Source organism: Streptococcus australis, assembly GCF_003943615.1.
GTDB classification, from domain to species: Bacteria; Bacillota; Bacilli; order Lactobacillales; family Streptococcaceae; genus Streptococcus; species Streptococcus australis_C.
Window position 1 is genome coordinate 48,867 of record NZ_RJPZ01000003.1, and the last position, 13,719, is coordinate 62,585.

13 protein-coding genes are annotated in these 13,719 nt (G+C 44.1%); 10 read left to right on the forward strand and 3 right to left on the reverse strand.

Features of this window, described 5'->3' with window-relative positions; genetic code table 11:
• Nucleotides 1-52 precede the first annotated feature (52 nt).
• Together D8785_RS03915 and D8785_RS03920 are read right to left on the reverse strand one after the other, a co-directional pair.
• The gene (locus D8785_RS03915; protein ID WP_048688423.1) at nt 53-607 is read right to left on the reverse strand and encodes a CvpA family protein; all 555 of its coding nucleotides are present in this window, start codon (nt 605-607) and stop codon (nt 53-55) included.
• A 10-nt stretch (nt 608-617) separates the two neighbouring features.
• Nucleotides 618-908: a cell division protein ZapA gene (locus tag D8785_RS03920; RefSeq protein WP_023024429.1), complete on the reverse strand. Its 291-nt coding sequence runs from the start codon at nt 906-908 to the stop codon at nt 618-620.
• Between the two features lie 152 nt (nt 909-1,060).
• Here D8785_RS03920 and D8785_RS03925 point away from each other — a divergent pair, with 152 nt between their 5' ends.
• The 4 genes from D8785_RS03925 to recD2 all read left to right on the forward strand — a co-directional run bounded on the left by D8785_RS03925 (nt 1,061) and on the right by recD2 (nt 5,657).
• Nucleotides 1,061-1,540, forward strand: a complete 480-nt coding sequence (locus D8785_RS03925; RefSeq protein ID WP_048715183.1) for a glutathione peroxidase — start codon at nt 1,061-1,063, stop codon at nt 1,538-1,540.
• A gap of 55 nt (nt 1,541-1,595) precedes the next feature.
• Nucleotides 1,596-2,486, forward strand: a complete 891-nt coding sequence (gene rnhC, locus D8785_RS03930; protein ID WP_048715185.1) for a ribonuclease HIII — start codon at nt 1,596-1,598, stop codon at nt 2,484-2,486.
• Between the two features lie 3 nt (nt 2,487-2,489).
• Nucleotides 2,490-3,128: a signal peptidase I gene (gene lepB, locus D8785_RS03935; protein WP_125334952.1), complete on the forward strand. Its 639-nt coding sequence runs from the start codon at nt 2,490-2,492 to the stop codon at nt 3,126-3,128.
• A gap of 93 nt (nt 3,129-3,221) precedes the next feature.
• Nucleotides 3,222-5,657 (forward strand): SF1B family DNA helicase RecD2, encoded by a 2,436-nt coding sequence (recD2, locus tag D8785_RS03940; protein ID WP_125334954.1) that lies wholly within the window; start codon nt 3,222-3,224, stop codon nt 5,655-5,657.
• Between the two features lie 28 nt (nt 5,658-5,685).
• On the opposite strand, the gene dinB is transcribed toward recD2, so the two are convergent.
• Nucleotides 5,686-6,798: a DNA polymerase IV gene (dinB, locus tag D8785_RS03945; RefSeq protein WP_125334956.1), complete on the reverse strand. Its 1,113-nt coding sequence runs from the start codon at nt 6,796-6,798 to the stop codon at nt 5,686-5,688.
• A 225-nt stretch (nt 6,799-7,023) separates the two neighbouring features.
• Here dinB and pflB point away from each other — a divergent pair, with 225 nt between their 5' ends.
• The 6 genes from pflB to D8785_RS03975 all read left to right on the forward strand — a co-directional run bounded on the left by pflB (nt 7,024) and on the right by D8785_RS03975 (nt 13,676).
• Nucleotides 7,024-9,339 (forward strand): formate C-acetyltransferase, encoded by a 2,316-nt coding sequence (gene pflB / locus D8785_RS03950; RefSeq protein WP_125334958.1) that lies wholly within the window; start codon nt 7,024-7,026, stop codon nt 9,337-9,339.
• Nucleotides 9,340-9,479: 140 nt separating this feature from the next.
• Nucleotides 9,480-10,238, forward strand: coding sequence for a threonine/serine exporter family protein (locus tag D8785_RS03955; RefSeq protein WP_125334960.1), 759 nt, complete (start codon nt 9,480-9,482; stop codon nt 10,236-10,238).
• A gap of 4 nt (nt 10,239-10,242) precedes the next feature.
• The gene (locus D8785_RS03960; protein WP_048688397.1) at nt 10,243-10,710 is read left to right on the forward strand and encodes a threonine/serine exporter family protein; all 468 of its coding nucleotides are present in this window, start codon (nt 10,243-10,245) and stop codon (nt 10,708-10,710) included.
• Between the two features lie 106 nt (nt 10,711-10,816).
• Complete coding sequence (locus D8785_RS03965; protein ID WP_042759938.1) at nt 10,817-11,047, forward strand: hypothetical protein; 231 nt, start codon at nt 10,817-10,819, stop codon at nt 11,045-11,047.
• A 189-nt stretch (nt 11,048-11,236) separates the two neighbouring features.
• Nucleotides 11,237-12,415 carry a hydroxymethylglutaryl-CoA synthase gene (locus D8785_RS03970; protein ID WP_125334962.1) on the forward strand — a complete coding sequence of 393 codons (1,179 nt, stop codon included), beginning with the start codon at nt 11,237-11,239 and terminating at the stop codon, nt 12,413-12,415.
• Nucleotides 12,408-13,676, forward strand: a complete 1,269-nt coding sequence (locus tag D8785_RS03975; RefSeq protein ID WP_125334964.1) for a hydroxymethylglutaryl-CoA reductase, degradative — start codon at nt 12,408-12,410, stop codon at nt 13,674-13,676. Before D8785_RS03970 ends, D8785_RS03975 begins: the two co-directional genes overlap by 8 nt.
• Nucleotides 13,677-13,719: the final 43 nt, after the last annotated feature.

Below are 13,719 nucleotides of genomic sequence, written 5' to 3' on the forward strand. Positions count from 1 at the left end.
CCCTTCCTTTCTATAATAACTCTCATGAACTGTTAGACATGATGAGAAGTGATTACGCACCTAAGATTTTTACAACCCAAAGTTGTTTCAAGAGGCCTGCTGTAAGGGGGCTATGCTGCACCATAAATCGAATGAGGAAACTTCCATGAAGTCGATCTTGAATGGCTGCCATGGGGATGGTTGACAAAATCGTGAATCCCATTTGCAGAACAAAGTAGGTTACTAGGACAGCTAGCACACCACTGGCAATCTGAAACGGATACTCCTCCCATTTTTCAGGCGTTGGAATCAAGGGAATAAAGAGTCCAATCACTCGACCTATCGCATAGACTAAAACAAACAAGATGAAGTAAGCCAAACCAGCGTAAAAAACTTTGTCTAAGTGAAAGAGTTGGTCTGCACCATAAAAATAGCTTTTTGAAGCTTGTGTTGCACTCGAAAATGGAATCCATAGACTAATGGTTTTTGCCAAGGACTGATAGCCTGATCCTGCGACCAACATGGCCACAATCATGGTTAAAAAATAATATCCTTGAAGCAAAATCCCTCGTGAATACCCAATATAAAAACTCCAAGCTAGGATGAATAAAATCAGGATTGAAAACATGCAACTCCCCTTAATTAGATGATCTACCGACTAGGCCATCTAGGGCCTTGCGACGAAAATCTTCCAATTCTTTTTCCTTATCGTCAAACTCAATCTCACGACTCAATTGTGTTGACAAACTATTGATTGCTAGTAAAATGGCCAGGGTCTCATCATCAGCAGCTGGCATTTGTTCTTTAATCGCTTCATATTTTTCTTTCGCGACCCGTTCAACCTCTTCCATAAAGAGATTATCATGATTAGTTGTAAGAGTCAGCGATTTATTACCGAAAGTAAATTTGTATCTATTTAAGCTGGACATAAAAATCACCTCACGATATTATATCAAAATCTAGCCCGCTTGTCAGTAGGAAAATCCCCTTCCCATAGGAAATACCGAAGCACTAGGACCACGGTTTAACTTTTTTCGACTCAAGCGTGATACAATAGAGAAAGTAGGAAAGGACGTGTAAAATGACTATCTATGATTTCACCGTAATGGCCCAAGATGGGAGCCCCTTCTCCCTCGAAGCATATCGAGGCCAAGTACTCCTCATCGTCAATACTGCAACCGGTTGTGGGCTTACGCCTCAATACCAGGGATTACAAGAGCTCTATGAGCGCTACCATGACCAAGGATTTGAAATCCTTGACTTTCCATGTAATCAATTTATGGGCCAAGCACCGGGTAGTGCGGAAGAGATTAATCAATTTTGTAGCCTCCATTACCAAACCAGCTTCCCACGCTTTGCAAAAATTAAAGTCAATGGGAAAGAAGCCAGCCCCCTCTACCAATGGTTAAAAGAACAAGCTAATGGTCCCTTGGGCTCCCGCATTGAATGGAATTTCGCCAAATTCTTGATCAATCGCCAAGGCCAAGTTATCCACCGCTTCTCTTCAAAAACTGATCCTCAAGCAATTGAAGCAAGCCTAAAAGAAGTTCTTTCAGACTAAATTCGGCTGGTCTTTTTCTGGCCTTTCATCTAGCTTTTATGATACAATAAGGGCTATGGAAACAATTACATTGTCCCCTCAAAACGAGGACATCCAAGCATTTGTTCGTCAGCACCAAGACCATCTGCTACCTTCAAAAAATCCATATATCCGTTATTTTTTCAAGGCACCTGGTGCAACCATTTCGATTTACACATCAGGAAAGGTTGTCCTACAAGGTAGTCAGGCGACGCGCTATGCTGCCTTCTTCGGTTACCAACAAGATCCGATAGACCAAGCACTTGCCGGACAAGACTTCCCCTTAATCGGAACGGATGAAGTTGGAAACGGTTCTTACTTTGGAGGGCTTGCCGTCGTAGCTTCACTGGTCAGCCCGGAGCAACATGCCCGCTTAAAAAGTCTAGGAGTTGGGGATTCTAAGACCTTAGATGATCGAAAAATTCGAGCTCTCGCACCGATCCTCAAAAAAGAAATCCCGCATCAGGCCTTACTGCTGACACCTAAAAAATACAATCAGGTCATCGCCTCTGGCTACAATGCGGTATCTGTCAAGGTTGCTCTTCACAATCAAGCCATTTTTTTGCTCTTGCAACAAGGGACAAAAGCTCAAAAGATTGTAGTCGATGCCTTTACGACCAAGAAAAACTATGATCGCTATGTTCAAGCAGAAGCGAATCAGGTCCCACAAGTCGTCACCCTAGAAGAGAAGGCCGAAGGAAAATACTTGGCAGTAGCTGTGAGTTCCATTATTGCCCGTGACCTCTTCCTCCAAAATCTGGAAGATTTGAGTCAAGAACTCGGCTACACCCTTCCTAGTGGGGCTGGTGCGCCCTCAGACAAGGTAGCTGCTCAACTTTTAAAGGCCTATGGCATTCAAGCCCTTGACTACAGTGCCAAACTTCATTTTAAAAATACAGAAAAAGCAAAAAAATTGATAGAAAGATAAAGCATGAAACGTTCAAAAAAATCAACTAATCCAGTCCGTTCTTTCCTGAAAGAATGGGCGCTCTTCGGCCTCATTATTGGAGGCATTATTCTCTCTCGTATTTATCTGTGGACGCCTGTCCGTGTCGATGGCCATTCTATGGATCCGACCTTGGCAGATAGTGAATACCTTCTCGTTATCAATAAACTGCCTATCGACCGTTTTGATATCGTAGTCGCTAGTGAAACAGATAATGGAAAAACCAAAGAAATCGTTAAACGGGTCATTGGACTCCCTGGTGAAACCATCGAGTACAAAAACGATGTCCTCTATATCAACGGCAAAGAAACTGACGAGCCTTACTTGAAAGACTACATTCAAAAATTTAAAGAAGATAAATTGCAATCAACCTATTCTGGAAAAGGGTTCGAAGAAAATGGAGAGCTCTTCCGCCAAATGGCACAGATTGCCGAAGCTTTCACCGTTGATAAAGATGGAAGTGCGACCTTCACGAAAAAGCTCTTGGATGATGAGTATCTACTCCTTGGTGATGATCGAATCGTTTCAAAAGATAGCCGCCAGGTGGGGGCTTTCAAGAAGGAACAAATCAAAGGGGAAGCCGTCCTTCGCCTCTGGCCACTCCTTCCATTCCAGACTTATTAACCCATGATGAGGTTGGGACTCTTGTTCCAATCTCTTTCAATATCTTCATGAGAGATAAGCTCTCTCAGACCATTACTTAAAAGGAAACTCTGCATGGAATACTATTTCTCAGGAACCATTGAGCGGGTCATTTTTGAAAATCAAAGTAGTTTTTTCCGTATCTTATTGTTGGATATCAATGATACAGATGCAGAGGACTATGATAACTTTGAAATTATCGTCACTGGAACGATGGCAGATATCGTCGAAGGAGAAGATTATACCTTCTGGGGAGAACTGGTCCATCATCCGAAATATGGCCAACAGTTGCAAATGAATCGCTATGAACGAGCCAAACCCACTAGCAAAGGCTTGGTGAAATACTTTTCTAGCGACCATTTTAAAGGGATCGGACTCAAAACGGCCAAAAAAATCGTGGATCTCTATGGCGAGGATACCATTGATAAAATACTGCAAGCACCTGAAAAGCTAGCCTCCATCTCCGGACTTTCTAAAAAGAATCGCGAGGCCTTTGTCGAAAAACTACAGCTCAACTATGGTACGGAACGGGTCCTCGCCCAACTTGCTAACTATGGCATCCCTAATAAACTAGCCTTCCAAATCCAGGATTTCTACAAGGAAGAAACCTTGCAAATCGTCGAATCAGCTCCTTATCAACTGGTCGAAGATATTCAAGGAATGGGCTTTAAAATTGCCGACCAATTAGCAGAAGAATTAGGGATTGCCAGTGATGCTCCTGAACGCTTCCGAGCTGGACTAGTCCATAGTCTTTTAACCCTCTCCTTAGAAACAGGGGACACCTACGTTGAAGCCAAAGAATTGCTCCAAGCCACCATCCAACTCTTAGAAGCATCTCGTCCAGTCGAGCTCGATCCAGCCAGCGTCGCCCAAGAATTGGCCAGTCTCATTGAAGAAGACAAGGTGCAAAACATTGACACTAAGATTTTCAACAACAGCCTCTTCTTTGCAGAAGAAGGGATCCGAAGCCATATCGGTCGCCTGCTAGAAAAAGGAAAGCAAGAATCTTTCGAAGCAGAAAAAATCGAACAAACGATCGATGACATTGAAGAAGATCTCCATATCCACTACGACCCTATCCAACGGAAGGCTATCCAGGAAGCCATCCAGCAAAAGGTCTTCGTGCTAACAGGTGGACCAGGAACAGGGAAAACAACCGTTATCAATGGAATTATCGGAACCTATGCCCGTCTGCACCAATTGGATCTTCGGAAAAAATCTCAATTACCAATCCTCTTAGCTGCTCCAACCGGTCGAGCAGCCCGTCGAATGAGTGAACTGACAGGTCTTCCGAGCGCCACTATTCATCGTCACTTAGGAATGACGGGAGACGACGACACGAGTCACTTGGACGATTATCTCGATGCGGATTTTGTCATTGTCGATGAATTCTCTATGGTGGATACTTGGCTGGCCAATCAGCTCTTCAGCAATATCTCTTCCAATACCAAGCTCTTAATCGTTGGAGATGCCGATCAGCTTCCTTCTGTGAGTCCTGGACAAGTCTTGTCCGATCTCCTACAGATCCCCAGCATCCCTCAAGTCAAACTGGAACACATCTTCCGTCAAAGTGAAGATTCGACTATCGTCACTTTGGCCAGTCAGATTCGCAAAGGCCAACTGCCTCCTGATTTCACAGAGAAAAAACCTGATCGTTCCTACTTTGAAGCGCCGAGTGAGCTCATCGCTCCCATGATTGAAAAAATCACCAGCGCTGCCCTTCGCAACGGCATTCCGGCTCGAGACATCCAGGTCCTCGCTCCGATGTATCGAGGTTCTGCAGGCATTGACCAGATTAACAGTCTCATGCAAGAGCTTCTCAATCCATTAGAAACGGGTGCTCTATTCTTTCAAGCACTGGACTGCCAGTATCGAAATGGTGACAAGGTCATCCACCTGGTCAATGATGCCGAAAGCAATGTCTTTAACGGAGATATTGGCTACATCACCGACCTCTTGCCAGCTAAATATACCGAATCCAAGCAAGATGAACTCACCATCCAATTTGATGGCAATGAATTGGTCTACCCCCGCAATGAATGGTACAAGATTCGCCTGGCTTATGCCATGAGCATCCACAAGTCACAGGGAAGCGAATTTCCTGTGGTCATCCTTCCTCTGACCAATCAGAGCCGCCGCATGCTCCAACGCAATCTGATCTACACAGCCATTACCCGTTCGAAAAGCAAACTCATCCTCCTGGGAGAATACACCGCATTTGACTTTGCGACAAAGAATACTGGAACTGCTCGCAAAACCTATCTGATTGAGCGTTTTTCGGACGGAATCCCTCAAGGTAGAGACTCTTCCTCACATAGCCCTGTCCACCTAGAAAAGCCCATAAAAAAAACAGAGCCCCAAAAGGAGCTCGTCTCAGTTGAAAACCACTCTGACTCATCTGCTTCTCCAGCTTCTCAGCAAGGCTATCGATTAACAGAGGACAATTACTTAAGCATTGATCCCATGATTGGCCTCACCGAGGAAGAGATTCAACAGTTTTTCAAAAACTAGCTAAAAATTCCCCGTAGGTCAAGTATACCTACGGGGTTTCTTCTATTAGAGATCCTTCATGGGTTTCCCGAGACTCGGAAGAAAAATTAGTGAGGGTCACCCCTAAAAGGCGAATACCTGAGGAGTTACTTTCTAGGCTCTGGTAGAGCTCCTGGGCCAGTCTCTGAATGACTTCAGGGTCTCTGGTTGCTTCCTCTAAACTTCGTCTCTTGGTCAAGGTCGTAAAATCGGCATAACGAATCTTGATCACCAAGGTCTTACCAATTTTCTGATGCTTGGCCAAACTGTTCGCTACCTTTTCAGATAGGTTGGTTAATTCTTTTAGCACATCATCCTCGGCCACCAGCAATTTTCGATAGGTGCGTTCCTTCCCAATGGACTTGCGAATGCGATTGCTCTTAACCGGACTATTATGAATCCCCCGAGCCTTTCGATAGAGATCAAAACCAAAACGACCGAAGTGATCGATGAGAGTCATTTCCGGCACTTCTAAGAGATCTGCACCAGTATAAATTCCCAAATCATGAAGTCGCTCCACTGTCCGTTTCCCCACACCATGAAACTTAGCAACATCCAGCTGACTTAAAAAGTCTTGAGCTTGCTCGGGTAAAATGACGGTCAGTCCCTGAGGCTTCTGGTAATCACTGGCAATTTTTGCTAGAAACTTATTGTAGGAAACTCCGGCAGAAGCAGTTAGGTGCAATTCATTCCAAATAGCATGCTGAATCAAGCGAGCTACCTTGACAGCAGACTGAAGACCAAGCTTATTGTTGGTCACATCCAGATAGGCTTCATCAATGCTCATAGGCTCAATCAGATCGGTGTAGCGTTTAAATATTTCTCTGACTTGGAGACCGACTGCCTGGTACTTCTCGTAGTTTCCAGGGATGAAAACTGCCTGAGGACACCGTTCATAGGCCTCTTTGGAACTCATAGCCGAATGGACACCATATTTTCTGGCTTCGTAATTACAAGTCGACACCACTCCTCTTCCGCCAGACAAACGGGGATCATGGCCAATAATGACAGGCTTTCCCTTCAATTCAGGATGGTCACGCTCTTCAACGGACGCAAAAAAGGCATCCATATCGATATGAATGATTTTACGGCTCGTATCATTGACTAAAGGAAATATGAGCATGGGCAACCTCCTCTTTCATTATATCCCTATCAACGATTTTTTCCTACTAATTCCTACCTCTTCTAAGACAAAAATATAATACAGTTTATTCATATTTACCCTTCTGTATTATAAAAGAATCCAAAATCTTTTTGCTATTCCCTTTGTGAAACCGATTTCCATATGGTATACTACTATTGTAAGTGCAACAGATTTGTTGCTAGAAAGACAAAAGAGGATTTAAACATGGTTGTTAAAACAGTTGTTGAAGCACAAGACATTTTTGACAAAGCCTGGGAAGGCTTCCAAGGTGAAGACTGGAAAGAAAGAGCCAGTGTCTCACGCTTTGTACAAGCTAACTACACTCCATATGATGGAGACGAAAGCTTCTTAGCTGGCCCAACAGAACGTTCACTTCACATCAAGAAGATTGTTGAAGAGACAAAAGCACACTACGAAGAAACTCGTTTCCCATACGATACTCGTCCAACTTCTATCGCTGATATCGCAGCTGGATACATCGACAAAGAAAACGAAGTCATCTTCGGTATCCAAAACGATGAGTTGTTCAAATTGAACTTCATGCCTCGTGGTGGTATCCGTATGGCGGAAACTACTTTGAAAGAAAATGGATTTGAGCCAGATCCAGCTGTGCATGAAATCTTCACAAAATATGTGACAACAGTTAACGACGGTATCTTCCGTGCTTATACTACAAACATCCGTCGTGCACGTCACGCTCACACAGTAACTGGTCTTCCAGATGCATACTCACGTGGACGTATCATCGGGGTTTATGCTCGTTTGGCCCTTTACGGAGCTGACTACTTGATGGCTGAAAAAGCAAACGACTGGAATGCGATTACTGAAATCGATGAAGAATCAATCCGTCTTCGTGAAGAAGTAAACCTTCAATACCAAGCACTCCAAGAAGTTGTTAAATTGGGTGACCTTTATGGTGTAGACGTACGTCGTCCTGCCTTCGATACAAAAGAAGCAATTCAATGGACAAACATCGCCTTCATGGCTGTCTGCCGTGTGATCAACGGTGCTGCTACTTCTCTTGGACGTGTGCCAATCGTTTTGGATATCTACGCTGAACGTGACTTGGCTCGTGGTACTTACACTGAGTCTGAAATCCAAGAATTCGTTGATGATTTCGTTATGAAATTGCGTACTGTTAAATTTGCTCGTACAAAAGCTTACGACCAATTGTACTCAGGTGACCCAACCTTCATCACAACTTCTATGGCTGGTATGGGTAACGACGGACGTCACCGTGTTACTAAGATGGACTTCCGTTTCTTGAACACTTTGGACAACATCGGTAACTCTCCAGAACCAAACTTGACAGTTCTTTGGACTGACAAATTGCCATACAGCTTCCGTCGCTACTGTATGCACATGAGCCACAAACACTCTTCTATCCAATACGAAGGTGTAACAACAATGGCGAAAGACGGATACGGTGAAATGAGCTGTATCTCATGTTGTGTATCTCCACTTGACCCAGAAAACGAAGAACAACGCCACAACATCCAGTACTTCGGTGCTCGTGTAAACGTGCTTAAAGCTCTTCTTACTGGTTTGAACGGTGGTTACGACGACGTTCATAAAGACTACAAAGTATTTGACATCGATCCTATCCGTGACGAAGTTCTTGAATTCGAATCTGTTAAAGCAAACTTCGAAAAATCACTTGACTGGTTGACTGACACTTACGTAGATGCTTTGAACATCATCCACTACATGACTGATAAGTACAACTACGAAGCTGTTCAAATGGCCTTCTTGCCAACTCACCAACGCGCAAACATGGGATTCGGTATCTGTGGATTCGCTAACACTGTTGATACTTTGTCAGCAATCAAATACGCTACTGTTAAACCAATCCGTGACGAAGATGGCTACATCTACGATTACGAAACAATCGGTGAATACCCACGTTGGGGTGAAGATGACCCACGTTCTAACGAATTGGCAGAATGGTTGATCGAAGCTTACACTACTCGTCTTCGCAGCCACAAACTTTACAAGAATGCAGAAGCTACAGTTTCACTTTTGACTATCACTTCTAACGTTGCTTACTCTAAACAAACTGGTAACTCACCAGTCCACAAAGGGGTATACCTCAACGAAGATGGTTCTGTGAACACAAGCAAATTGGAATTCTTCTCACCAGGTGCTAACCCATCTAACAAAGCTAAAGGTGGATGGTTGCAAAACTTGAACTCACTTGCTAGCCTTGACTTTGGTTACGCAGCTGACGGTATCTCACTCACTACTCAAGTGTCACCTCGTGCTCTTGGTAAAACTCGTGACGAACAAGTAGACAACTTGGTAACTATCCTTGATGGATACTTCGAAAACGGTGGACAACACGTTAACTTGAACGTTATGGACTTGTCAGACGTTTACGAAAAGATCATGAGCGGTGAAGACGTTATCGTTCGTATCTCTGGATACTGTGTAAACACTAAATACCTCACTCCAGAACAAAAAACTGAATTGACACAACGTGTCTTCCACGAAGTTCTTTCTATGGATGATGCATTGAGCTAAGATTCAAATAGATTTTTCAAACCAGTCGGAAACGGCTGGTTTTTTCTTGTCCTGTCTTGACTAAATCCGTGGTAACACTAGTACAAATCAGTGAAATTTTGATATAATGGAAGCAATCTATTAACAGAACAGGAAGAACAATGGAATCGTCTAAAGATATGGACCGCGTGATTGATGTCCTCATGTTGGCAGGAACCCTCCTTTTAGAGAGTGGTTCTGAAATCCATCGGGTGGAGGATACCATGATCCGGATTGCTCATTCTCAAGGAATCGATGATTGCAATGCCTTAGCGATGCCAGTCGCTATTTTCTTTTCAATCGAAAATGCCAATATCACGCGGATGAAGCGGATCCTGCGGACCAATTACAATATCGAGAAGGTCTGTGATGTCAATCAGATTTCTCGCCAATTAGTCTCTGGGCACATCAATCTCGAAGAAGCCTACCAAGCCTTGATCCAATTGAAGCAGAAGGAAGTCCCCTATACCAATTTGCAGTTAACCATCGCGGCAACTCTTAGCGCCCCTTTTTTCTCCATTATGTTTGGCGGGAATTTTTATGATGCGATAGGAGCAGGTATTGCGACTGTCTTTGCCTATGCTTTCTCTCTAGTAGTTGAGAAATACGTGCGCATCCCTTTTGCCACTGCTTTTGCGGCAGCCTTTGTCTTTGGCTTTTTGGCCCATATTTGGGCCCGCTATAGTGGTTTTCCTTCCAATACCGATCTCATAATTGCTGGTTGTGTCATGCCTTTCGTTCCTGGGATTGCCATGACCAATGCCGTCAGGGATCTGATGAACAACCACCTCAACTCTGGGATGAGTAAACTCTTTGAGACCCTGCTCATTACTCTTGCCCTTGGTGCCGGAACGACCGTCGCTCTTGTCCTTATGAAATAGAATCATGAATCTAATCGAATTTTTAATCCAAGCCGTGGCGAGTTTGATTGCCATCATTACCTTTTTAATCGTCCTCAACGTGCAACGTTCCATGCTACTCCCTGGAGGAATTTTAGGGATGGCTATTTGGTTGCTCTACTATATCTTGAAAGGACCTACCAATGTTATCATTGCGACTTTTATCGCCGCCATTGTCGGTTCTTGTATCAGTCAAATTTTAAGTATCATCTACAAGACGCCTGTCGTTGTCTTTATGCTAGCTATTCTCGCTCCTTTGGTTCCTGGATATATTTCCTATCGGACCACCTCCTTCTTTGTTAGTGGCCAATATCAGCAAGCCGTGACCAGTGTGACCCTAGTTGTTATTCTGGCCTTGGTTATCTCTATCGGGATGGCTAGCGGGTCTGTCGTCTTGAAACTCTACCATTCTTACCAACGCCATCAAAAAAGAAAAATGACCAATGCCAACTAGCATTGGTTTTCTAAATTTTTATATGTAATCGCTTGCATTTTTATTTAAAAGGAGTACAATGATAGTGAAAAAAACAAATCCTTTAAAGTATGCGAGGTGATGTATGATGCTAAACAAGTATATCAAGTATCTTCCTTGGATGATCCTAGGAGCCCTCCCCTCCTATCAATCAGCGACTATCTATGCCCGTAATTCATTTGACTTGTTCTATCTGACCTTGAACTTTCTGATTGTATACATCGCTTTAATCGTCTTCTACGAAAATGTTCTAAGAGACAAATGCAAAGAGCTCTTCATACGAATCATGAGCAATCCTAAAAAAGATAAGCAAGCATAAGAGTTGAAAAGCCATCTAGGGATGGCTTTTTTGTTTTTCGTCCTCTTTTTTTCAAAAAATCCCCTTGCCCAACTCGGTCCTAAGAATGATTTCCAAACTGTTCTGGCTTTTTCAAGGGAGTTTTGCTCTCAAATATGGTAAAATAGTAACGAAATATACTAGTAGATATCAAATTAAAAGAGGTTATTTATGACAATCGGTATTGATAAGATTGGATTTGCGACCAGCCAGTATGTCTTGCGCTTAAGTGAGCTAGCGGCTGCTCGAAATACAGATCCAGAGAAACTCAGTAAAGGGCTCTTATTGAAAGAACTGAGTATTGCCCCTATTACAGAGGATATCGTCACACTTGGAGCAAGTGCCAGCCATAGTATTTTAACCGAAGAAGAAAAAGAAGAAATTGATATGGTCATCCTGGCGACCGAGTCAGGAATTGACCAGAGTAAGGCTGCTGCTGTTTTCGTTCACGGTCTCCTAGGAATCCAACCCTTTGCTCGGAGCTTTGAAATGAAGGAAGCCTGCTATGCTGCAACGGCCGCTTTGGACTATGCTAAGCTTCATGTTGAAAAGTTCCCACTGAGCAAGGTGTTGGTCATTGCCAGTGATATTGCAAAATATGGGATCGACACCCCTGGAGAACCGACTCAAGGAGCTGGATCTGTCGCTATGCTAGTGACGCAGAACCCACGTATCCTAGCCTTTAATGATGATAATGTAGCTCAAACCCGTGATGTCATGGATTTCTGGCGTCCCAACTACTCAAGCACTCCCTTTGTCAATGGGATCTATTCGACCCAACAGTACTTGGATTGCTTGAAAACAACTTGGACAGAGTATCAAAAACGGACTGGTCTGACATTGGATGATTTTGATGCGATCTGCTTCCACCTACCTTATCCCAAGCTTGCTCTTAAGGGCTTAAAAAAGATTCTTGATAAGAGTCTTTCTCCTGAGAAACAAGCCCAATTGCAATACAATTTTGAACAGTCCATTCTCTACAGCCAAAAGGTTGGGAATATCTATACGGGTTCCCTCTTCCTAGGTTTGCTTTCTCTCTTAGAGAATCAGCCTCAACTAGTGGCTGGCGACCGGATCGCCCTCTATGGATATGGAAGTGGCGCAGTCGCTGAGATTTTTAGTGCTCACTTAGTCGAAGGATATGAGCAAATGCTCCATCCAAATCGTATGGCAGAATTGGATCAGCGAAAAGCTCTTACGATTGCCGAATATGAGAAGATCTTCTTCGAAGAGGCACAATTAGATGCTGAAGGCAATCAAACCTTCCAAGGTTACCAAGATCAAACCTTTGCCTTATCAGAAATCAACGAACACCAACGAACCTATGTAAAGGTAGAACACCATGGTTAAATTAACTGGTTTTTCAAAAGCAAGTCCAGCAGAGCGTATCGAGAAACTGGCTCAGGCCGGACTCCTTTCAGAAGAAGGACTACAAACAGTAAGGGACAATGACACATTGCCCCTTTCTCTTGCCAATGAAATGGTCGAAAATGTCCTCGGCACCTTAGCCTTGCCCTTTGGTATAGCTCCTGGCTTCCAGATAGATGATCAGGAAATTCAGGTCCCAATGGTGACGGAAGAACCCTCTGTCATTGCTGCTGCTTCTTATGCTGCAGGGTTGATCAAGCGTTCAGGTGGGTTTCAGACCCAGGTTCACAAGCGTCAAATGATTGGGCAAGTGGCTCTCTATGATGTCAGCAATAAAGAAAAGGCCAGTCAGGCGATTACAGAAGCTAAAGAAGAACTGCTCCAACTGGCCAATCAAGCCTATCCTTCCATCGTTAAACGGGGAGGTGGGGCACGAGATCTCTGGACAGAGGTGAAAGGTGACTTTCTCATTTGCTACCTATCCGTTGATCCAAAAGAAGCCATGGGGGCTAACATGCTCAACACCATGTTGGAAGCTCTGGTCGACCCTTTAGAAGAGTTATCCGGGGGCCAAGGCTTAATGGCTATTTTGTCCAACCTAGCAACAGATGCCCTCGTCACTGCAAGGTGTCACATAGACTACCGCTTTCTCAGTCGTGATCCCAAGGAAGCTGCCGAAATTGCTCAGAAAATAGCTCTGGCCAGTCAATTAGCGGCTGTTGATCCTTATCGAGCAGCGACTCACAACAAGGGAATTTTCAATGGCATCGATGCTGTCGTCTTAGCAACTGGAAATGACTGGCGGGCGATTGAAGCAGGTGGCCATACCTATGCCAGTCGATCCGGACAAGCTCTAGGACTATCTAACTGGATGGATCATCCAGAACAGCAAGTCCTAGAAGGTCAGCTGACCCTTCCCATGCCTATCGCTACCAAGGGAGGCTCCATCGGACTCAATCCAAGTGTTCAAGTGGCTCATGAACTACTTGGAAATCCTGACGCCCAGACTCTTGCACGGATTATTGTATCCGTTGGCCTAGCTCAAAACTTTGCAGCGCTTAAGGCCTTGGTCAGCACCGGTATTCAACATGGGCATATGAAACTCCAGGCTAAGTCACTCGCCCTACTTGCTGGAGCTACTCCGTCAGAGGTGGCTCCGGTGGTGCAAGCATTGCTAGAGGACAAACCCTTTAACCTGGAAAAAGCCCAAGCTGTTTTAGAGGAAATTCGTCAAAGTAAGTAAAAAATCCTTCCGTGTAAACGGAGGGATTTTTGCTAGTTTCTTC